The sequence below is a fragment of the Bacteroides sp. AF29-11 genome (assembly GCF_003602895.1).
GTDB lineage: Bacteria > Bacteroidota > Bacteroidia > Bacteroidales > Bacteroidaceae > Bacteroides > Bacteroides uniformis.
On the sequence record NZ_QTLY01000007.1, the window covers coordinates 172443 to 194918 of the forward strand.

Annotated in this window: 19 protein-coding genes; 8 read left to right on the forward strand and 11 right to left on the reverse strand. The window is 50.6% G+C overall.

Annotated elements, in window-relative coordinates:
- Positions 1–41: 41 nt before the first annotated feature.
- Both DWZ03_RS13215 and DWZ03_RS13220 read left to right on the forward strand, forming a co-directional pair.
- Positions 42–1166: an HpaII family restriction endonuclease gene (locus DWZ03_RS13215; protein ID WP_120130254.1), complete on the forward strand. Its 1125-nt coding sequence runs from the start codon at positions 42–44 to the stop codon at positions 1164–1166.
- 67 nt (positions 1167–1233) lie between these two features.
- On the forward strand, positions 1234–1797 hold the full coding sequence (locus DWZ03_RS13220) for a nitroreductase family protein (RefSeq protein ID WP_009036894.1): 564 nt from the start codon (positions 1234–1236) through the stop codon (positions 1795–1797).
- 111 nt (positions 1798–1908) lie between these two features.
- On the opposite strand, the gene DWZ03_RS13225 is transcribed toward DWZ03_RS13220, so the two are convergent.
- From DWZ03_RS13225 to DWZ03_RS13265, 9 genes are all read right to left on the reverse strand, one after another.
- On the reverse strand, positions 1909–4239 hold the full coding sequence (locus tag DWZ03_RS13225; protein WP_120130255.1) for a TonB-dependent receptor: 2331 nt from the start codon (positions 4237–4239) through the stop codon (positions 1909–1911).
- A 230-nt stretch (positions 4240–4469) separates the two neighbouring features.
- The gene (locus DWZ03_RS13230) at positions 4470–4838 is read right to left on the reverse strand and encodes a GntR family transcriptional regulator (RefSeq protein WP_009036896.1); all 369 of its coding nucleotides are present in this window, start codon (positions 4836–4838) and stop codon (positions 4470–4472) included.
- A 3-nt stretch (positions 4839–4841) separates the two neighbouring features.
- Complete coding sequence (locus tag DWZ03_RS13235; RefSeq protein ID WP_120130256.1) at positions 4842–5636, reverse strand: hypothetical protein; 795 nt, start codon at positions 5634–5636, stop codon at positions 4842–4844.
- Positions 5633–6457 carry an ABC transporter ATP-binding protein gene (locus tag DWZ03_RS13240; RefSeq protein ID WP_120130257.1) on the reverse strand — a complete coding sequence of 275 codons (825 nt, stop codon included), beginning with the start codon at positions 6455–6457 and terminating at the stop codon, positions 5633–5635. Before DWZ03_RS13240 ends, DWZ03_RS13235 begins: the two co-directional genes overlap by 4 nt.
- A 117-nt stretch (positions 6458–6574) precedes the next feature.
- A complete protein-coding gene (trhA, locus tag DWZ03_RS13245) occupies positions 6575–7258 on the reverse strand; it encodes a PAQR family membrane homeostasis protein TrhA (RefSeq protein WP_005836334.1) in 684 nt (227 codons plus the stop codon).
- Positions 7237–10086, reverse strand: coding sequence for an aminomethyl-transferring glycine dehydrogenase (gcvP, locus tag DWZ03_RS13250; RefSeq protein WP_120130258.1), 2850 nt, complete (start codon positions 10084–10086; stop codon positions 7237–7239). The genes trhA and gcvP overlap by 22 nt, the downstream gene beginning before the upstream one ends.
- A 31-nt stretch (positions 10087–10117) precedes the next feature.
- Positions 10118–10756 (reverse strand): MBL fold metallo-hydrolase, encoded by a 639-nt coding sequence (locus DWZ03_RS13255; RefSeq protein WP_120130259.1) that lies wholly within the window; start codon positions 10754–10756, stop codon positions 10118–10120.
- Positions 10757–10771: 15 nt separating this feature from the next.
- The gene (gene rsmG, locus DWZ03_RS13260) at positions 10772–11392 is read right to left on the reverse strand and encodes a 16S rRNA (guanine(527)-N(7))-methyltransferase RsmG (protein WP_120130260.1); all 621 of its coding nucleotides are present in this window, start codon (positions 11390–11392) and stop codon (positions 10772–10774) included.
- 37 nt (positions 11393–11429) lie between these two features.
- Positions 11430–12296, reverse strand: coding sequence for a DUF3298 and DUF4163 domain-containing protein (locus tag DWZ03_RS13265; RefSeq protein ID WP_117713429.1), 867 nt, complete (start codon positions 12294–12296; stop codon positions 11430–11432).
- A gap of 138 nt (positions 12297–12434) precedes the next feature.
- On the opposite strand from DWZ03_RS13265, the gene DWZ03_RS13270 reads away from it, so the two are divergent.
- The 4 genes from DWZ03_RS13270 (at position 12435) to DWZ03_RS13285 (ending at position 17238) form a co-directional block, all read left to right on the forward strand.
- Positions 12435–12833, forward strand: coding sequence for a hypothetical protein (locus DWZ03_RS13270; protein WP_057253292.1), 399 nt, complete (start codon positions 12435–12437; stop codon positions 12831–12833).
- Between the two features lie 83 nt (positions 12834–12916).
- Positions 12917–15133 carry a TonB-dependent receptor gene (locus DWZ03_RS13275; protein WP_120130261.1) on the forward strand — a complete coding sequence of 739 codons (2217 nt, stop codon included), beginning with the start codon at positions 12917–12919 and terminating at the stop codon, positions 15131–15133.
- 28 nt (positions 15134–15161) lie between these two features.
- Complete coding sequence (locus tag DWZ03_RS13280) at positions 15162–15473, forward strand: heavy-metal-associated domain-containing protein (protein WP_035457917.1); 312 nt, start codon at positions 15162–15164, stop codon at positions 15471–15473.
- Positions 15474–15543: 70 nt separating this feature from the next.
- Positions 15544–17238, forward strand: a complete 1695-nt coding sequence (locus DWZ03_RS13285) for a heavy metal translocating P-type ATPase (RefSeq protein ID WP_120130262.1) — start codon at positions 15544–15546, stop codon at positions 17236–17238.
- Positions 17239–17249: 11 nt separating this feature from the next.
- Here the strand turns inward: DWZ03_RS13285 and DWZ03_RS13290 are convergent, their stop codons facing one another.
- Both DWZ03_RS13290 and DWZ03_RS13295 read right to left on the reverse strand, forming a co-directional pair.
- Positions 17250–18083, reverse strand: a complete 834-nt coding sequence (locus tag DWZ03_RS13290) for an AraC family transcriptional regulator (protein ID WP_005828170.1) — start codon at positions 18081–18083, stop codon at positions 17250–17252.
- A gap of 92 nt (positions 18084–18175) precedes the next feature.
- Positions 18176–21022, reverse strand: a complete 2847-nt coding sequence (locus DWZ03_RS13295) for a TonB-dependent receptor (RefSeq protein ID WP_005836346.1) — start codon at positions 21020–21022, stop codon at positions 18176–18178.
- A gap of 137 nt (positions 21023–21159) precedes the next feature.
- On the opposite strand from DWZ03_RS13295, the gene lipB reads away from it, so the two are divergent.
- Entirely contained in the window at positions 21160–21831 is a 672-nt protein-coding gene (gene lipB / locus DWZ03_RS13300; protein ID WP_227980187.1) for a lipoyl(octanoyl) transferase LipB, read from the forward strand.
- A complete protein-coding gene (locus tag DWZ03_RS13305; protein WP_005836350.1) occupies positions 21828–22424 on the forward strand; it encodes an ACP phosphodiesterase in 597 nt (198 codons plus the stop codon). The genes lipB and DWZ03_RS13305 overlap by 4 nt, the downstream gene beginning before the upstream one ends.
- Positions 22425–22476 lie beyond the last annotated feature (52 nt).

Below are 22476 nucleotides of genomic sequence, written 5' to 3' on the forward strand. Positions count from 1 at the left end.
TTATGAAAGGCTGACTCCCTCCTTTAAACAAAAGAAAATTTATGGCATTTAGTGCAACAAAAAGAGAACTGGGCGAGCTCTACACCTTCTTTCGCCTGCTGGCGGATGGAGCCGTGTCACCGGGCACACCGAAAGCTGAAAAAGACGAAACCCTGCGCTGGCCCGTTGCCTTGATACAGAGGGAAGAGCATGACGGTACGCGCCGTTACTATATCGAAGAGCAGGAAGTGCGCATTGTCAGCGGAACTACCGGGAAGGACGGTTCGTTTGTTCCGGGCGAGAAAGAGGAGCTGCGTTTCCCCCGCGAAGACTTTGGTGATGCGGCAGAGTTGATTCTGCATCTGTTGAAGAATGTTTCGGGCGAGGAAGTGGAAGTGTCCGAAGGGCTGGAAGCTTTCTTGGATGCTGCCAACATATATGACCTGGAGTCCAAGACGGAAGACCGTACCGACTTTTCCGTTGCCTTCTGGCATCCCGAAGCACCTCTGACGGGCTTCAATGTCCGTTGTCGTCTCGCCCCGATGAATCCGTTGCTGGACGGAGGACGTACGGCAAATCTGAAGCTGGAGCAAAGCGGTGTCAAGTTTGCCGTGCCCACGGTGAACAAGGTGAATGCCTTGCCGGAATCTCCTACGGAAGTAGCAGAACGCATGATGATGATTGAGCGACTGGGCGGCGTGCTGAAGTATGCCGACGTTGCCGACCGCGTGTTCCGCTGCAACCTGCTGATGATAGACCTCCACTTCCCCCGCATGCTTGCCGAGATGGTGCGCTTGATGCACTTGGACGGCATCACCCGCATCAGCGAATTGACGGAGCGCATCAAGGAGATGAATCCGCTGAAGATAAAGGACGAGTTGATAAACAAGCACCGCTTCTACGAGTTCAAGACGAAGCAGTTCTTGCTGGCGCTTGCCCTCGGCATGCGCCCTGCCAAAATTTATAACGGTACGGACTCTGCCGTCGAAGGCATCTTCCTGACGGACGGTAGCGGGCAGGTACTTTGCTACCACAAATCCCGTCCGCAGGTCTTTGCAGATTTCCTCTATCAGAATACGCGTTTGGAGAAAGGTGCCGTAGAGAAAGATAAATACGGCTTCTTGGAGCGCGAGAACGGCGTCTGGTACTTCAAGCTGAATGTGAAGATTGGACTGGTGAAACGATGAAACAGCCCTACTGAATACGCACCGATTTGCATTATCAATAATCAACTATCAATTCTCAATTAAACAAATGAACGAGACATTACAAACTATCAAGGCACGCCGTAGCGTCCGTGCCTATATGGAACAGCAGGTTTCCGCAGAAGATTTGAATCTTATCCTTGAGGCGGCTACTTATGCCCCCAACGGTATGCATTTGGAGACGTGGCACTTCACTGCCATTCAGAATAAGGAAGTACTGAAAGAGTTGAATGATAAAATCAAAGGCGCCTTTGCCAAGAGTGACGACCCTCATACACGGGAACGTGGACATAGCCAGACTTATTGCTGCTACTATCATGCCCCCACGCTGGTCATTGTCTCCAACGAGCCTACCCAATGGTGGGCTGCTATGGATTGCGCTTGCGCCTTGGAGAACATTTTCCTTGCAGCCAAGTCCCTCGGCATCGGTTCCTGCTGGATTAACCAGTTGGGGCAGACCTGCGACGACCCCGATGTCCGCGCTTTCTTGACAAAGCTGGGTGTACCCGAGAGCCATAAGGTATATGGCTGCGCAGCCCTGGGATATGCTCCCGCCGATGCTCCGGTGAAGGAGAAAAAGGTGAAGGAAGGTACGGTGACCATCATCCGCTAAACAGAGATACCCGCAGGAGAGGTGGCGGTCAGGTAATTAATCATACATGAAGCAAAATAACGTATAATTCCGCCACTCTCCGTTGGGCTTCCTCTTCACAGAGGAAATGGGTTATCGCTGCATATTGATGATGCCGCTGTCCGTATCACTGTTGTTCAGCCCCTTGTTGCCTGCCTTGTGCTTGCGTCCGAACTCGAATGTATAACCCACGCGCAGCACGACCATCTGTCCCGTCTCCCTGACGAATGTCTCGGAACGGAAAGGAGCCACTTTGCTGATTCTTTCTTTTCCCACTTTATAGTTATTGGTGAAGGGAAACATAATACCGATTCCCGCCTGAAGGTTCTGCCGGGTGTACATTGCCATGAATGCCGTCTGGTTTTCGTTCTTCTTGATAGTTTCGCCGAAGAAATTGTTCTGCACTTTCCGGAACTGCCCGAGCAGCGAGAAGTCTTTATATTGCACTTGCGCCATCACGCTGTAATAGAATTCATCGTACATATGGCTATAGTTCAGGCCTTCCGACCAACTGCGCGTATATCCTCCCGAAGCATAAAGCGTCAGGAAATCTTTCAGTCCGAACAGTGTAGCGCCATTTATGCCGGCCATCAGTTCCGTATTCAGGCTTTGGAACGACCGCTGGTTTTCATCCTTCAGTATCAGTTTGCCGTCCTCCACGAAGATGCTTTCCATGATGGGATTGTCATAATACTGGTGGCGTACGCTCAGATTGGCATTGAACTGCTTCTTCGAATAGCTGTAAGACAAGGAGTTCGTGAACTGTTGATACGTTTTCAGCAACGGGTTTCCGCGGACTATCTGTATCGTGTCCATCGCCTGCTCCACATCAGTCAGCGAGCCGAGCGACGGTATGGCAGGACTGATGTTGAACCGGTAGCGCAGGAATCCCGCCTTCTTCAGATTATAGCTCAACCGCACGGTGGGCGTGAAGGTATAGTAAGCATGGTCTTTCTCACTTTCCTTGAACCAGGCACGTGTCATTCCTACACTGCCCGCATAGCTGAAGTCCTTTATCTTGCCCTGCACCTCGAAGAAAGCGGATGTCTGCGACTGGTCCATCTTCGAAGTGGTGGGATGGGAACCTTTATACTCATTCTCCGTTCGCATCTGATAGTGGCGGGCACCGCCGCTCAGCTTCACCTCCTTGAAGTTCTTTTCATAAATGGCTTCGCCAATGACGGAGCGCTTGTCACCGTCCACCAATGTCTGGATGTCTGCCAGCGGTGCGTTCTCGTCCTTGTACTCCTTGTATTTTCGGTTGTTCTTGGTATGGATGAGCGTTCCCGTTACATTCACCTGGATGCTCTGCTGATGGGGCAGGGTATGCTGGAAGTAAAGGTCGAGCGCCGGAGAGTAGCTGGATGTGTGGTTGTTGACGTATGAATAGATGGACTCCGTGCTGCCCACTGCCCACATCTTGTTCAGTTCATTCTGGTAGGGGGCATTGCTGAGGTTGTTACGGAAGATGGCATTGAATACATATTTGTCCGCTTTCGTCAGATTGTACGTCAGATTCAGGTTGTTGATGAAGCTCAGAGAGGGCGACTCGTCTTCGATGCCTTCCTTGATGCGGTCGATGGTGCGGTCGCCCAGATAGAAGGTTTCGTGGGATTCGAGGCGGCTGTGATACTTGCCGTTCTTGTTGAAGTAGTCGATGCCCCATTCGGAGTTCTTGTAATTGAACTTCGCGCTCAGGAAATTCTCTCCCCATAGGGTGTGGGGCGAATCGGAGAGTTGGAAGTTCACGACACCGCCCGTTTCGCGGCGGCGCAGGATAATGTTGACTACGGCGCCCAGCTCATCGTCTCCGTACTGCTTGCCGGGGTCTTCGATGAACTCCACACGCAGTACGTCTTTGGCTCTGACGGCCGCTATCTCCTTGTCTGTCACTTTAATGCCGTTGATACGGGTTTGTACGGACCCGCCACCGCTGACGCTCATGCTGTTGCTCAGATTGTCCACTTGCAGACGGGCAATGCCGAGATTGTTCAGCAGGTCGTAGGCACCGAACGAGCGTTTCAGCTGGCTTTCGGAAGGCAGGATGATTTGCCGGTCTACCCGTTGCAGCACATTGCTGGCAGATACCGTCACTTCACCGAGGCTCACGGCATCTTCCTGCAACTGTACATCGCCCAGGTCGAGGCTTTTATTCAGTTTCAGCAGTATGTTTTCACTTTGGAGGCCGATGAAGGAGATGGAAAGGCGGTAGTCGCCTGCCTTGATTTTAGGGAGGGCGAACTTGCCTTGTGCATCCGAGGTTACTCCGGTCACCAAAGTAGAGTCTATGGTCCATAATGACACATTGGCGGCTATAACTGCTTCTTGCGAGGCGTCCGTGACGCGTCCTTTGATGGAGAGGCTCTGTGCCTGTGTACGGAGTACGGAGAGGGCAAGCAATAGTAAAAAAAGTTTGGTTTTCATAATCGTTTGTATTAGCCTGTTACTGTTGGATAGGGATGTAAAAGTCACTCTTCCCGCTAAGGGAAGATGCTGAAGCTTGTATATCAGTTGTTTATACTTTCCTCGTCTGTCCGATGAAAGTTAGGAATGCATGAAGGAATAAATCTCGTACATCAGTGTCGAAACTTTGACAATCGTAAGTCCGAAGAGGAGTCCGAAGGTAATCCATAATGCAGTCTTTGCGTATCTCTTCATGAACCGTCTTTTTTAAGTTTGTTATATCGTTCTGTTATTTCTTCTATACTGATGCCGAGTAGCTCCATGCTGCGGAACATGTCGGCAAGCTGGTTGTCAAAAAACTCTTTCTTCTGTATTCGCATCACTTTCTTCACCGCATCTTTGGAGAGGTAGAACCCCATTCCCCGTTCCGGGTAGATGATGTCCTCCGTCTGGAGGTATTCATAGGCCTTCAGCACGGTGCGCGAGTTCACTGCCAGTTGTGTGGAGAGCTCCCTCACGGATACCACCCGCTCTTCTGCCCGCCATTCGCGGGTGAGAATCTTGCTGAAACAGAAGTCTACAATTTGCTGGTATATCGGCTTGTTGGTCTTGAAGTCCATAGGCTACAGTTGTTTTTCTTTGAGCAGGAAGTAGCTCGATACCCATGAACCGAGCAGCACACTGATGGGAGCCGCATAATTGCAGAAAGTCACGATGGCTTGTGTACCGGCCGACAACGGATAGTTGGTGTGGGGCCATGTGGCAATGTTATCCATCCAATATCCGTCCGCTCTGGCTTCGGGCATGAGGGAGGCCACAAAAGTTACAATTCCTATGCAGACGGCAATGGAGCCTACAAAGATGGTGAAACTTTTCAGCAGGACTTGCCGGCTGAAGGCGAAGTATCCGATGAAGGCGGAAGCATGCAGGATTACATAGGTCAGTATCTGGGTGTTGTGTATCCGGAACATCGTGATGTGCGTTGCGAAATACTGCAGGAACTCGTTGCCGCTTAAGGACAGCAGACCTTTGAGGCAGGCTATCAGCAGGCTGCAGAATAGGGGAAGCAGCAGCAGGTATTTTATCCAGACATGCAGGAACTTCTCGAATGCCGATGCCGGCAGCAGTATATCGAGAGTGGAGCTGCGTTTGCTGAATTTTGTTTCCAGCAGGCAGGGGGCCATGAGGATAAACCATAGTACGTAGCGGGAGAATTCGGTGGCAGAGGTATGTTTGCCGTAGTAACTTCCACCGCGGTTTATGTCGTAGAGAATGCACAGGATGCAGATGAACGATACGACGGCTGCTGACCAAAGCAGGTGCCTGCCGGTCTCATTCCTTTTATATTGTTCCAGTAGCAGGAAGCGTTTCAGATTAAAAGTTGCGTTCATAGTTCTGTTTGTATGATGGATTTTCATTGAAACATGCTCTGTATCTTTTCCGGTTGTTGCAGCACCGCTTTATACAGCAGCTCGATGTCCGGTGTGTTCTCTTCTCCGTCCTCGTTGGGAATGATGGAGAAATAACCCGATAGATTCTCTTCGCTGTAGATGCTTTCTTCCGGCAGAATGCTTGTCCGGGCAAAGAGAAGCCGGTTACTGATTTCGTCCAGCGAACGGTTCAGTAATATTTCGCCTTTGCCAAGGATGATGAGGTGGTCCAGCAGGTTCTCGAAATCGTGTGCCTGATGGGTGGAGATGAGCAGCGTGCTTTCATCGTCCATGCTGCGGCTGATGATACGCTTCAAGGCTTGGCGAGAGGTGATGTCCAGCCCGTTTGTCGGTTCGTCGAGTAGGATGTATGGAGTATGCAGGGCAAAGGCGTATGCCAGCATTGCCTTCTTCTGTTGTCCGTAGGAGATGGAAGAGAGTTTTTGTTTCCGGTCGATTTTCAGTTCTTCCAGGTTCAGCTCGAATTCTTCTTGATTGAAATGTGGATAGAATACGGAATGGCGTGCAGCGAAGCTGGCGATACTCTCGGTTGACATCTGCAACTCTTCGGGCAGGAAGAAGTAACGGTTCAACCCTTCGGGCAGTCTCTTCGCCGTGTTTCTTCCGTCTATACTGCACTTTCCGTTTTTGGGAAAGAGTAGTCCGCAGATGAGATGCATCAGCGTCGTTTTGCCTACACCGTTTTCCCCCAGAAGTCCATATATACCGTTTCCTATTTCCAAAGATATATTGTTGAAAATAAGTGGATTGGACTTGTAACCGTAGCTTGTGTTCTCTATCGTTATCATAACTTTATTGGTGTTGTACTGATGTACAACACTGCAAACGTAGGGTAAGTTATGGAGAAAAGCAAGGGGGAGAGATGCTTATTAACTTCTTTTAGCAGTTGTGCGCTTGTCGTTTGCTTACAGCATCTTCACCAGTATGTCCCATACAGCCACCATGTGGCAGGCTGAACCGCCCAATACAAAGAAATGGAAAACCGAGTGCATGTACCGTGCCTTGCGCAAGGAGTAGAAGGCGGCTCCCGTGATGTAGCATACTCCTTCGGCAATAATCCAGTAGCAGGCTGTGGGGGAGAGGGCGAAAAGCTGCTTGAATACTACCAGTACGGACAGCCCCATCAGGATGTAACACACTGTTTCCACGTAACTGTGCTCCTCCATCTTGCGGAAGCTGACAACAGTGCCGATAATGGCGCATAGCCAGACGAAGCCGAAAAGTTCCCATCCCCAGCCGCCGTCTTCTCTCAATGCAATGAGCGTGATGGGGGAGTAACTGCCTGCAATGTGCCAATAGATGGCCGCATGGTCCCAATGCCGCAAGCGCCGTTTCCACGGATTATGATGTTTCAGGGAGTGGTAGAGTGTGGAGGCAAGATATGAACCGCCCATGCCGAACAAATAGAGCCATACGCCGCATGCTGCCCAAAGATTCTGCGCCTGGTAGCATTTTATCAGGAATAGTGTACTTACAATTACTCCCATGGCAATGCCGATGCCATGGGAGATGGAATTGATGGTTTCTTCTTTTTTACTATAAAATAGTCCGTTACGCTTTCTTTTCATCAGTCGAAGCATCCATAGCATGTGGGCAACAGTTTACGGTCTCCCAACGTGTTGTCTACACGTGCCACGTTCACCCAGAACTTGTTTTCGCGCACGCTTTCTATCGGGTAGGCTGCCTTTTGGCGGGTATAGCTGTGCTTCCACGTGTCGGCTACCACTTCGTATTCGGGATGCGGGGCATTCACCAGCACGTTGTCCGTCTTGTCGGCTTCGCCGTTCTTCACTTCTTGAATCTCGTCCCAGATGGTCAGCATCACCTGCACGAAGTTATCCAGTTCGGCAAGGCTTTCGCTCTCCGTCGGTTCAATCATCAGTGTGCCGTGTACCGGGAAGGAGAGGGTGGGGGCATGATAGCCGTAGTCCATCAGACGTTTGGCGATGTCGTTTTCACTGATGCCCGTCTCTTCGTGCACCTTGCGGCATTCCAATATCATTTCGTGTCCCACGAAGCCGGTAGCACCGCGGTAAACAATGCCGTACGTATCCTTGAGGCAGGCTGCCAGATAGTTGGCGCTGAGGATAGCTATCTTCGTGGCCCGTGTCAGTCCTTCCGTTCCCATCATGCGGATGTAGCCGTAAGTGATGGGCAGGATACCTGCGCTGCCGAAGGGAGCTCCGGACACCTGGTTGGCGGCATTGCCGAACAATTTGTGTCCCGGAAGGAACGGAACCAGATGCTCTGCTACGCAGATGGGGCCTACACCCGGTCCGCCGCCACCGTGAGGAGAGGCGAACGTTTTGTGCAGATTCAAATGGCAGACATCCGCACCGATAAAGCCGGGATTCGTCAAGCCTACTTGGGCATTCATATTGGCGCCGTCCATATATACCTGCGCACCGCAGGCGTGTATAATGTGGCAGATTTCCACAATTTCCGTTTCAAAGATACCGTGTGTGGAAGGGTAGGTGATCATTAGGGCGGCGAGGTCCGCCTTGTTTTCTTCCGCTTTGGCGCGCAGGTCGGCCATATCCACATTGCCTTGTGCGTCGCAGGCGCAGGTCACGGTGGTAAAGCCTGCCTGGATGGCAGATGCCGGGTTGGTGCCGTGTGCGGATGCAGGTATCAGTATTTTATTGCGGTGCCCTTGTCCTATACTTTCCAGATAGGCGCGGATGACGCGGAGTCCTGCATATTCGCCTGCCGCACCGGAGTTGGGTTGCAGGCTGACACCGGCAAAGCCGGTAATTATCTTCAGCTCTTCACTGAGGTTGCTTATCAGTTCGCGGTAACCTTCGGCCTGGTCCTCGGGCACCAGGGGATGCATGTTCATGAATTCCGGACGGCTGAGCGGCAGCATCTCTGCGGCGGCATTCAGTTTCATGGTGCACGAGCCGAGGGAAATCATGGAGTGTGCCAGTGAGATGTCCTTGCGATCGAGGCGCTTGATGTAGCGCATCATCTCCGTTTCCGTATGGTATTTGTTGAATACTTCGTGTGTCAGATAGGCGCTTTGGCGCTTCATCTCCGCGCTGATGCTACTTGCCATGGGTACGTCGCTTGTCTTTTCCCAATCCCTTCCGGCGGCAATGGCAAAGATGGAGAGCAGTACGTTGACGGCAGTGATGTCCGTAGTCTCATCGATGCTCATACCTACGTCCCCATTCTTGAAATAACGCAGGTTCACTTCCTTGCTCAAGGCGATGGTACGTATCTGCTGTGCCGAAATGGTGTCGGGCAGTGCAAAGCGGAGCGTGTCGAAATATTGTGCATTGACCTGCTTGTACCCCAGTCTGTTGATGCTCTTTTCCAGGAATACGGCAATGCTGTGGATGCGTTCCGCAATGGTGCGGATACCTTCCGGACCGTGATATACGGCATAGAATCCTGCCATTGTAGCCAGCAGTGCCTGTGCGGTACAGATGTTGGAAGTCGCCTTTTCACGCTTGATATGTTGCTCGCGGGTTTGCAGCGCCATGCGGTAGCACAGCTTGCCGTATTTGTCTTTCGACCAGCCGATGATGCGTCCCGGCATATTGCGCTTGTACTCGTCGCGGGTGGCAAAGTAGGCTGCCGACGGCCCACCGTAGAACATCGGTGTACCGAGCCGTTGTGTAGTTCCGAAGACGATGTCAGCTCCCCATTCTCCCGGAGGGGTGAGCAGGGCGAGGCTCAGAATGTCGGCGGCAACGGCCACTTTGCAGTTGGCCGCATGGGCTTTTTCCACGAAGGCGCGATAATCTTCCACGTTGCCGGCGGCGTTGGGATATTGCAGTACGCAGGCGAAGATGTCCGGCGTGAATTCCATTTCATGGTATTTTCCTATACGCAGCTCGATACCTTGCGGAATGGCGCGGGTAGTCATTACTGCCAGTGTCTGCGGGAAGACGGCTTCGTCTACAAACACCACGTTGGCGCCCGATTTCTGCATGTCGCGCGGACGCAGGGCGTACATCATCGTCACGGCTTCGGCTGCGGCAGTCGCTTCGTCCAGCAGGGAGCAGTTGGCAAGGGGCATGCCGGTGAGGTCACATACGGCAGTCTGGAAGTTCATCAGGGCTTCCAGGCGTCCTTGTGAGACTTCGGTCTGATAGGGGGTATAGGAAGTGTACCAAACGGGGTTCTCGAATACATTCCGTTGGATAACGGCAGGAGTGATGGTGTTGTACCATCCCATACCGATATAGGTTGTGTAAAGTTTGTTTTTGGCAGCCAGCCCTGCAATATGTTGTCCGAATTCGTACTCTGTCATTGTCTTGGGCAGAGCCAGCGGTTCTTTCAAGCGGATGTTGGCAGGAATGGTTTTATCAATCAGCTCGTCCAGGCTTTTCACTCCTATTTTTTGGAGCATCTTCTCCTCGTCTTTTTCGCTGATGCCGATGTGGCGGTAGGCCAATAGGTCGTTTTTCATGGCTGTAATGATTTAAAAGTTTGCTGTATATTTACCGGAAGAACGGATTCTCCGCTTTCTCTATTCCAATGGTTGTCGGTGCTCCGTGTCCGGGATAGACAACCGTGTCGTTGGGCAGGATGAACAGACGGCTGCAAATATGCTCTATCAGTTCGTCGAAGTTGCCGCCGGCAAGGTCGGCACGGCCGATGCTGCCTTGAAACAGCACATCCCCCGAGAACATGCAGTGGTCTGCCGCGCAATAATACACCAGGCTGCCCGGCGAGTGTCCCGGCACATGGATGGCTTCCAGTTTCGTATTGCCGAAGGTGATGATGTCTCCATCGTGCAGGTAAGTGCCCAGGGGCACGGGGGCTTCCTGCAGTTGGAAGCCGAACATGCGGCTTTGTTTCGGCGCTTCGTCAATCCAGAATTCATCGGCCTGGTTGGCTTCGGCCTTCAATCCGAACTCTTTCAGCATGAAAGGATTGCCGAAGATATGGTCCAGATGCAGATGGGTATTCAGCAGATGTTTCACATTCAGCCCATTCTTGATGATGAAGTTTTTCAAGGCCTGCTTTTCTTCTTCATAAAAACAGCCCGGGTCAATGACGACCGCTTCATTGGTTTCGTCCCAAAGCACATAACAGTTCTCCGGGAACATATTAAACTCAAATCTCTTTATTTTCATATTATGTATTTAGATTTATCCCCCTACATATACTACTTTCTTTGTCTCGAAGAACTCCTCTTCAAAGAGCTCCTTCAGGTCCCACAGCGTAGTCTTGTTCTTGACGGGCATGGTTTCGTTTCCCAATTCGCCCCCCTTGAGGCAAATCAGTCCGTTGGGCAATGCATTCTGCTGTTTGGAGGAGATGTTCTTGCGGATAATCTTCAGTAGGTCTGTCAGTGGCATCACGGCACGGCTCACCACAAAGTCGAACTTCCCTTTTTCCTCTTCTGCGCGGGCATGACGGAAGGTGACGTTTTTCAGCCCGATGCTGTTGGCTATTTCGGAGGCTACGCGTACTTTCTTTCCGATGCTGTCCACCAGATGGAAGTGTACTTCGGGGAAAAGGATGGCAAGCGGGATTCCCGGAAAGCCTCCTCCCGTGCCGAGGTCCATAATTTGTGTCCCCGGTCTGAACCTGATTACCTTGGCTATGCCCAGAGAGTGCAGCACATGGTGTTCGTACAAGTTCTCTATATCTTTGCGTGAAATGACATTAATCTTAGAGTTCCAGTCCAGATAGAGGTCGTAGAGTGCGGCAAACTGCCGTTTCTGTTCTTCCGTCAGGTCCGGGAAATATTTGAGTATTAAATCCATTGTGAATTTTATGTTGATAGACAATTGATTACAGTTCCTATTCACCGTCTGCCTTTATAGCACTGCTCAATGTGATGAATTCACCGTTCATCAGATGGGCTATGTCCTCATAAGACAACGTGATTTTGGTTGCTCCCATTACGTATGGGGCAATTTCATATACATTATAATAGAAGGTGATTCCCGTTGGGTCCAGATAGAAATTCTCGATGGGCTCCAGATCGCCGGTGGTGGCGTAACCCATGTCCTCCAGCTCTTGGCGGGTGCTGACGTTGTTGTCTGCCATCAGCTGTTTCCAAAGCAAGTCGGTCAGCGCTTCCTTATAGTCGCCTTCAAAGAGGTCGTCCAGGCGGATGGGGCTTAGGGTCTTTAGGTCGAGGTTGAGGAAGGTGGACATATAGATGCCGTGTGCGCCGCCGGTATATTCGTTGTAATCTATACGGTAGGTCAGCATCAAGGTATTGCACAACTGCACATGGCTTTCGATTCCTTTATAATAGGAATACCAGGCTCCTATGCTCTGCTCGTCCTGCTTGTCCTCCTCGTCTTTCTTGTACATCGGCTCCAGGTCATTGCGGTAGTCGCCGACATATTTCTCCGTATATTTCTTGACAGCTTCTTCGGGTGTCATCGCCATGTACTTGTCGCCGAAGCAGGCAGAGAGGAAGAAGGTGTTCAGACTGTCTTTCAGCCTTACGTCGGATGACTGGCTGGCGTAGGCAAAGTTGAGGATGAGGTTGCAGGCCGGCTTGGCTGTGTCTCCGAAGAGATGTGCGGTTTCGTTTACTTGTATACTGTCGAACTCCAACGCGTATGCGTTTTTGTTCACGGTGTTACCGCAAGAAAAGAAAAAGCCGCTTGCCGCAAGCAGAAGGACAAGTAGGCTGACAGTTTGCTTTTTCATATTGAATTTCGTTTATAAATCAACATATCAATCAAAAAACTTTATCGACAAATATAGAACTTATTAACGAACTGCACGCATAAAAAAGGAAAAATTAATTCCGGCAAACGGTTAAAACTTTCTATCTTTGCAACGCTTATGAAGGAACTCCGTTACATACTGGCTGTACTCTTTTCCTCCCTTATCATTATAAGCGGAGTGGGGATTTCTGTAGTTCAGTATTGCTGTGCCGGATGCGAGACGACACAAAGTTGCTGCACCTCCGGCTGTTCCAAATGCCATCATGCACATCGTGGTTCACAAAAAACGTGCAAGGATACCGGTTGTACAGCCGTCTACTACAAGGTGGATTTCGTGAAGCATGCACACGAGTCTGCTTCGTTCGTGCCATCCCTTACATTGTTTTGTGAGCAACTGCCGTTGTTTGATTACTCCTTGCCGCAAGTGGCCTGTACTCCGGAAGTGCATTTCGGGGCACCGCCATATGTCGTCGGCTCGCGTCATTATCTGGCGCTCTATTCCACGCTTCTCATTTAGTGTTGTTTTATACGGGGCAATGACATGAATTGTCCGGAGGGAACTGTTTGTTTTTTAATCACTTCTTTAAGTATAAAACAGAAATGAAATATAGTTTGATAGCCATCCTTCTGTTCTCTTTCACCGCCTTGCAGGCGCAGGTAAAGGGAACGGTAAAGGATAATTTGGGCGACCCGATTGCGGGTGCCAACCTCTTCTGGCGGGGAACCGCTCAAGGAACCACCACTTCGGCGGACGGTACTTTCTCCTTGTCCAAACCCAATGACAAGCATATGCTTGTAGTCAGCTTTATCGGTTTTGAGAACGATACGATACACGTCAGTAACCGCAATGAGACGCTCGACATTGTCTTGCGCGAAGGGGTGGAACTGAGCGAGGTGAATGTGGTCAGCCGTAAGTTGGGCACCATGAAGCTGCGTAACAGTGTGATGAACGAAGATATGATAAGCAGCGCCGAGTTGAGCCGTGCCGCCTGCTGTAACCTGGGAGAAAGTTTTGTGACCAATCCCTCGGTGGACGTCACTTACTCTGACGCCGCCACCGGTGCCAAGCAAATCAAGCTTCTCGGCTTGTCCGGTACGTATGTGCAGATGATGACGGAGAATATCCCCAACTACCGCGGCGCTGCCGCCCCCTACGGACTGGGTTATGTACCCGGGCCATGGATGCAGAGTATTCAGGTGAGCAAGGGCAGTTCGTCCGTGAAGAACGGCTATGAGGCCATCACGGGACAAATCAATGTGGAATTCAAGAAACCCCAGTTGCCCGAAGCCGACTGGTTCTCCGCCAATCTCTTTGCCAGCAGTACCAACCGTTATGAAGCCAATGCCGATGTCACGGTGAAACTCTCCAAACGCTGGAGCACCTCTTTGCTGGCGCATTACGAGAATGAGACCAAAGCTCACGACAACAACGACGACGGCTTTGCCGACATCCCCCGCGTGGAGCAGTACAACCTCTGGAACCGCTGGGCATACATGGGCGACCGCTACGTTTTCCAAGCAGGCATCAAAGTGCTTACGGAAGACCGCAACAGCGGGCAAGTCAGCCATGGCAAAACGTCCCTGGCAGACCCTTATAAGATAAGTATAGGTACCGACCGCTACGAAGCTTTCACCAAGAACGCCTATATATTCAACAAGGAGAAGAATACCAACCTGGCATTGATTCTCTCCGGCTCCCTGCACAAGCAGGATGCCTTGTACGGACGGAAAATCTACGATGTGGACCAGCACAACGCTTATGCCTCCTTGCTGTTCGAGACGGAACTGACCAAGCGTCAAAGCCTTTCTGCCGGACTGAGCTTCAACTATGACTCCTACGACCAGCACTACCGCCTGGACAATGACGCCGCACAGCCTTTGACGAAGAAATTCACCAAAGAGGCCGTCCCCGGCGCCTACGTGCAGTACACCTACAACTGGGACGATAAACTGGTGCTGATGGGTGGCATCCGCGGCGACCATAGCAGCGAGTACGGCTATTTCGTCACCCCGCGTTTCCATGTGAAGTACAATCCCAACGAGTATGTACATTTCCGTCTTTCGGCAGGAAAAGGATACCGCACGAACCATGTGCTGGCCGAGAATAACTACCTGCTGGCAAGCAGCCGCCGGATAGACATCGCCAAACGTCTTGACCAGGATGAGGCCTGGAACTATGGCGCAAGCACTTCCGCCTATATTCCCTTGTTCGGCAAAACCTTGAACCTGAATGCGGAATACTATTACACGGATTTCAGCAAGCAGGTGGTGGTAGACATGGATACGGACCCGCATGCCGTTCTGTTTTACAACCTTCACGGCCGTTCCTATTCGCAGGTAGTGCAGGTGGAGGCAAGCTATCCGTTCTTCCCGGGTTTCACCTTTACCGCGGCTTACCGTTGGACGGATGCCAAGACGAATTACAACGGAGAGCTGATGGAGAAACCCCTTACCAGCAAATATAAAGGTTTGCTGACGGCTTCCTATCAGACACCTTTGGGGTTGTGGCAATTTGATGTAACTTTGCAACTGAACGGTGGCGGGCGCATGCCGGCTCCGTATGAACTGGAAAATGGCGGCTGGTCGTGGGAAAGGCGTTATGGCGGCTTCGAGCAGTTGAGTGCCCAGGTGACACGTTATTTTCGCCGCTGGTCTATATACGTCGGTGGCGAGAATCTGACGAACTTCAAGCAGAAGAACCCCATCATCGACGCTTCCAACCCCTGGGGAAGCAACTTTGATGCTACGATGGTTTGGGGACCCATGCATGGAGCAAAAGCCTATGTAGGTGTCCGTTTTAACTTGCCGAGAATATAATATTATTTATTAAATCAATAGCGAAACAATGAAAACAAGAAGATTTTTAATGACTTTGGCAGTTGTACTCTTCTGTGCATCTGCCGCAATGGCAAAAGACATCCGTACAGCCGTGTTCAAGGTAGCACAGATGAAGTGTGAGAACTGTGTAAGGAAGATAAACAATAACATCCGTTTTGAGAAGGGACTGAAGGACTTCCACACAGACCTGAAGACAAAGACGGTAACCATCACGTATGATGCCGACAAGACCAATGTGGAAAAGTTGAAAGAAGGTTTCCAAAAGTTCCATTATGAAGCGGAGTTTGTCAAGGAAACCAAGCAGGACGATAAGAAGTAATTGAACAAACTGCTCATTCCGGTTGTTGCTTTATTAAAGCGGAACAACAACCATCTAAAAAATAAATCGAATGAGCAATATAATTACTAAGGCACATCCCGTGCCGGATATGCACAGCACGGGATTGCGCGTCGTCGGTGCATGGCTTTTTGCCATCGTACTGATACTGTTTTCTACAGTCTTTGTGCATGTACCCTATACCCGTGAAATACAGATGGTACTGGCAATTCCGGTACTGCTGTTTTTCGGCGCTCCTTTTTATGCCGGTGCCTGGAAGGGAACCCGGTCGGGCCGCAACAATATAGACCGTCTGGTGGCGCTTACCACCTCTGTGGCTTTTCTGTTCAGTGTGTTCAACACTTTCTTCCCGGATTATTGGCTGGGCATCGGGCTGGAACCGCATGTCTATTATGGGGTTGCCGCCGTCATCATCGCCTTTTCCCTGACCGGCGAGTTTATGGAGGAACGTGCCCGGCGAAATGTGTCGGCGGCTATCTGCCGGTTGGGAGGCTGGCAGTATAACGCAGCCCGCGTACTGCCGGAGAAGCAACGCATTGACGACCGTGTTGCCGAGCTTTTTGTCCCGGTCATTCTCATCATTTCCCTGCTGACCTTTTTTATATGGGTGTTCTTCGGAGGCATAGATGTAGTGTCACACGGTCTGTTTGCCGCTTTGTCCGTATTGGTGGTGGCTTGTCCGTGTGCGGTAGGGCTGGCCACTCCAGTAGCTTTGGCGGCGGGCCTTAATAAAGCTGCCCGCAATCATATCCTAATCAGGGACACTTCCGCTTTAGAGCAGATGCGCAATGTGGATGTGGTGGTATTCGACAAGACCGGGACCTTGACAGAAGGACATCCTACGGTAATAGGCTGGCTGTGGGCGCAAGGGCAGGAGGAGCATTATAAAGATGTACTGCTTGCTGCCGAGTCTACTTCGGACCATCCTCTGGCAGAAGCAATCGTTACGGCCCTGGAAGGGGAGGAGCAGGTTATCCCTGCCCACCTGGACGGTTTTGAAAACATTACCGGAAAAGGTGTCAGAGTGGCCTATCAAGGTGCGGAATATTGGGTAGGAAGCCATAAACTGCTGAAAGATTATCAAGCCAATTTGTCGGATATCCTGGCCGATATGCTGACACAATATGAATCGGACGGAAACAGTATTGTCTACTTTGGGCGTGAGAACGATTTGCTTGCCGTTATTGCCATCAAGGACCAGTTGCGGGTGACTTCTATGGAAGCTATCCGGGAACTGCGTACCCAGGACATCGAGATATGCATGCTTACGGGAGACGGTGAGCGTACGGCTTCTTCCGTGGCCGGCAGTTTGGGTATCATGCGTTTTGTGGCTGATGCCATGCCCGACGACAAAGAGGATTTCATCCATAAGCTGCAGCTTCAGGGTAAAACGGTGGCCATGGTAGGTGACGGCGTGAACGATGCGCGAGCCTTGAGCTGTGCTGATGTAAGCATTGCCATGGGAAAGGGGACCGATACGTTGATGGACACCGCCATGATTACTCTCAGGACTTCAGACCTGCTGCTGTTGCCCAAAGTTTTCCGGTTGTCTCGCCAGACTGTGAGCCTCATGTACCGGAATCTGTTCTGGGCTTTCATCTATAATACAGTAGGTATCTTTGTCGCGGCCGGAGTACTCTATCCCGTTTATGACATCCTGCTGAGTCCTGCGCTGGCAGGTGCTGCCATGGCTCTTTCCTGTGTATCCGTGGCTTTGAGCAGCCTTCGTCTGAGTTCCAGGTTCTGACGGCTGTATTCTTAGCTGTTCCTATACTCCAGCGGACTCATGCCCATGTGCCTCTTGAAGTATTTTCCAAAGAAGGAAGCACTGGGGAAGTTCAGGGAATAGGCAATCTCCTGAATGGTCATATTGGTTGATTTCAGTTTGGCTTTTACGTCTACGATGACGACGTGGGCGATGATGTCCAATACATTTCTGCCGGTCACCTGCCTCACGGTGGTGCTGAGGTGTTGCAGGGAGATGCCCAGTTTGTCGGCATAGAATTGCGCGCGGCGTTCGCGGGTATAGTTTTCGATGACGAGCTGCACCAGTTCGCGGCATATTTCCTCTTTCCGGCTCTTATTCCCTTTTTGCATCTGCGGACGGTGGCAATACATTCTGTCTATGCCGCTGAGGAGCATGTTCAATGTGCTTTGAGCCATTTTTGTATCGGGAGGATAGGGACCGGTCGTGATGCGTGCCCATAAGGCAAAATAGTCCTTGAAATAGGAGGCGACGGTAGGGTTGACAGCCAGTACCGGATACTCCAGTATGTTGGAGAAGGAGCTTAATGTAGACTGGATGAGGTTGACTCCATTGAGGCAATGGGAAGAAAACCCCACGAATCCCAGGCACACTTTTTCCTTTTGTTCGTAAAACTGTATGATAGTTCCGGGAAGCAGGGTAATGAAATCCCCTTGCTTGATTTCCGTATCCATCAGATTGATGGATACCGTGATGGAACCTTCTATGCAAAGTGCAAAGATGCATGCTTTCAGGCGGCACGACTGTTTGTATATGTTTAGAATGTCTTCCGTTACTTCAGTCCATGCAATCATGTCTACTGGCAGGTCGACTTGAGGAAATTCCATACGCTTTGTCGTTTAGAGTTCGCACAAAGGTAATTCTTTTCCGGGAAAAAGTAACGGAAGACATTCTGTTTTTAAAATGAAATGTTCTTTTTTTAAAATGTAACGTCCATCTTTACGACGAAAGTACGTGGCGCGCCTACTGCCATGGGACGATAGCTGTACTCCTTGTTCAGCAGGTTGTTTATCATGAACTGGAAAGCTACTTCCTTGGTGGCTTTCACCCCGAAGCGCATGTCCACTGTGGCATAGTCCGTATTATGCTTTTTCCAATAGGATGCCAGGGTTTCCCCGTTGGACGAGCCGAAGAGGATGCCGCGCACGTAGTCCAGCAGGTCAGGTTCACTTTTGCTGCGTTCGTCCAGCATAATATAGTCCACGGCAAGCATCTTGCTTTTCCAGTTTACGTTGGCACCAATGTTGATGCGTTTCCACTGAAAGTCCAGCGTGGCCTTGAAACTGTGTTTCGGACGGTATTTCAAGTACTTGCCGTCATTGCTTTTCTCCTTCATCTGAAGCGGGTCGGTATAGGTGTTCTCCAGGGCATTGCGTTTCTTGTAGTCGGCATCCCTCGGTTCGGTATATACATATCCCAGGTTATAGAGCAGCTTGGCGTTTTTGTTGAAGGTGTACATGCCGTTGGTACTGATTTCCATTCCATAAATCTGTGCTTTGGACACGTTGTGGAACTGTGCCCCGATGCCGAAACCCTTGCCGTCCTTCAGCATTTGTATGGCGTCTGTAACGCTGTTTATCATGCTCAGGTCCGCATTGTTGAATAGGCCGAACTGGAATTCCACCATATCCTTGTATTGGGTATAGAAAGCGGCGACATCTGCAAATCCTTGTAAATTGCCTGCCTTGTACCCTTGCTTGAATCCCAGCTCGGCATTGAATCCTTTTTCCGACCGTACGTTGTAGTTGGGATATACACCTACACCTCCGATGTCTTTGCGAAGGTATTTCTCGGTGATGGAGGGATTACGGTAACCCTGGCCGAAACTGGCACGCAGGAAGCTGTAATCGGCCAGCTGGTAGTTCAGCCCGGCACGGAACACGGGGCGGAAAGGGATCTTGCTCCCGAAAACCTTTGTGTCGGCTTCCCGGTAGTGCTTGTCTATCCGGTAGTATTCGGCACGTACACCGGCCGATACGCTGAGGCGGTCCCAGAAGCGCTGGTCGTATTGCATATAGGCGGCAACATTGTCACTTTGATGTACTTCTTCCGTTTCGCCGGAGAAGGTGCGGATATGTTCGTAAGTCAGGCCCGTGGTGATTTGTGCGCCGCCGTCCCATTTCTTGTTGAACTGATAGTCCAGATAATAGTCGTAATTCTTGTCCGTCCGTGTTGGTGATTGATTGCGCTTCGGATTGAGTACACCGGATAGCCAGGGAACCAGGTCGCTGGGTAGTTTCCCTTCAAGCAGTCCTCCCATGTCAGACGGCAGGCCGTTGCTCATTACCCAGGAGATGAGGTCGCAATAGTCGGCAGTGGTGGCATTGGGGAATATGTTGTCCAGAGAGCCGAAGACACCGTCCATCAAATCACTCAGCTTGTCGCTTCCCAGCCATTTGATAACTCCGGTCATCAGTGGCTGGAGGGCTGTGTAGTCTCCATTGGCAATGTTCTGGATGACTTGTGCGTCGGTGCCCATGTTGCCCAGAATATCCGTAATGGAGGCGGATTGTGTAGGGCGTACCACATTGTCCGCACTGTAGTAGAAACGGCCCTTTACTTTGTGTGAAGTACCTCTTTCAGGATTGGTGAAGTTGAAGAAAGGGTCAATGCGGAAGTTGTTGGACTCACGTCCCATATTAGTAAAGGGAGAGGGGCGGTAGGCCTCGCCGGGCGAGCGCCAGATGAAGAAATCCCCGTACTTGTTGGAAAGGAAATCCACGTTGAAACCGTAGTTCATCAGTTTCATACCCATATCCGGCTGATAGTAGGTGAGGTTTCCGTTGATGTGGAAACGTTTGTTGTAACCTTGTTGGCGGTAGCCCTCGTCGGTAAAGAGATTCAGTCCGCCGCTGACGTCAAAGTTACCGATGCGGCGGGAGTGGGTGAGGTCGAAACCTTCGTAGAGCGGATTGCGTACACCGCTGAAAAGGCTGTTGCGCAACAAGGGCTTTACCGGATATTTGTCCTCTTTCCAGAAAGATTTGTCACTCCATTGGTAATCGCTGTTGTCGGGGTCGTCATAGATTCCTACATAGGCACTGAAACGGGTCTGAGGGGTCAGTCCCGGCCGTGCGGTGCGTATGTTGATGATGCCGTTCAGGGCCGACGAACCATAGAGCACGCTGGAGGCTCCTTTGATGACCTCTACCTGCTGCACATTTTCCAGAGGTACGCTGTTCCAGTTGATGACTCCGTTTTGGGGGCTGAGCACGCTCATCCCGTCTACCAGTACCAGGCTGCGGGCACCTACGCTGTAAGTCCAGCCGCCACCGCCTCGAATGCTGGGTTGCTTGTCGATGATATCCACCCCCGGAATGGTCTGCAGTGTCGAGGTGATGTCTGTGGGAGCCTGGCGGGCAATGTCACTGGCCTTTATCAAATCCATGGAGACCGTCACATCGCTCAGCTTCTGTTCAAACCGTCCGGCCGAGACCACGACATCTTCCAGCAGGTTGGTGCTTTCCTTCATGTACACGTCTTTCTGCATAATGTCTCCTTTGCTGATGACGATGGGCATTGGCACATCCTCATATCCCACATAGCTGAATACCAAATCTACACCTCCCGCCGGCAGGTGTACTTCGTATGCACCGTTTATGTCGGTCACTACGCCTTGCGTGTCTTTCAGCTTGTAGGTGACCGATGCCCCTGCAAGCGGTTCATTGGTCGTTGCATCATATACGTGCCCCTTCAATATCTGTGCAGATATGGAAAAGCTGAACAGTAACGCTGCGAATAGCGTTATTAGAATTCTTTTTTTCATAAGTCTGTCTTTTTGTGAATAGTTATATCAGAATGTTTGCAAAGTACGTGAGATATTATCAGATTATCAAGGTGTATTTTTATGAATAGATGCTACATATTTAAGATAAATTCGGGGAGTGAATTCAAAAAAGTGCTATATTTGCTTGCATGAAACTGGAAATATCAGATTGGAACATGATTCCTTATGCCGGGGCATGGAGCCGGCAGACGGAATGGTTTGACGCACTTGTACATGCCAAGCAGGCAGGAGAGGGTTATGTCAATCATATTGTGCTCTGCGAGCATCCCCATGTCTATACATTGGGGCGTAGTGGGAAAGAAAGGAATATGCTGCTGGGAGAAGAACAGCTGCGCAGGATAGGGGCTACGCTCTATCATATTGACCGTGGCGGAGACATTACGTATCATGGTCCGGGACAGTTGGTCTGCTATCCTATTCTGAACCTCGAGGACTTTTCTTTGGGGTTGAAGGAGTATGTGCATCTGCTGGAAGAGGCGGTAATTCGCGTTTGTGCTTCGTTTGGCATCGCTGCCGGACGCCTGGAGAAGGCAACGGGCGTATGGCTGGAGGGCGATACTCCCCGTGCCCGTAAGATTTGTGCCATCGGCGTGCGCAGCAGCCATTTTGTTACCATGCATGGGCTGGCACTGAATGTGAATACCGATTTACGTTATTTCAGCTATATCAATCCCTGCGGATTCATCGACAAGGGGGTCACTTCTTTGCAGAAAGAACTGGGACATGAAGTGCCGATGGAAGAGGTGAAGGAGCGTCTTTGTAAGGAGCTGGTAAGTCTTTTGTCATGAACTATCTGGCACATATATTCCTTTCCGGTCCGAACAGAAAAGTACAGTTGGGTAATTTTGTAGGCGATGCCGTAAAGGGAAGCTCCTATAAGAATTATCCGTCGGATATAGCCAAGGGTATTCAGCTTCACCGCGCTATTGACGACTATACCGACCATCATCCGGCTGTCTGCGAGGTGGTGCATAGGCTTCAACCAGAATTCGGACGCTATTCGGGGGTATTGTTGGATATTTGTTTCGATTATTTGCTGGCTTCCCGTTTCGAGTCGTTCTCCGGGGGCTCCTTGAGGAAGTATACCCGGAATTTTTATCTTTCCCTCCTTATCAATTACCGCTATCTTCCGGTACGGTTCAAACGTTTCATCTGGCATTTTATCTTGACCGACCGTTTGCGGAAATACGCCACTCTGAACGGAATAAGAGAGTCTTTGAACATCATGGTGGAATATCATCATATTGATATATCCGTAGATAAGGCAATTCGATACCTTGAAGAGCACGATGAGGAACTGTTTGCTGTGTTCCAGCCATTTTTTATTGAATTGCAGAGGTTTTGCGCTGAATATCAGCATAATTATAAGTCACAATTTTAAGGACGAAGAAGGAATGAATATCGTGTCGGCAAGGAATTAATATCCTGCCGAC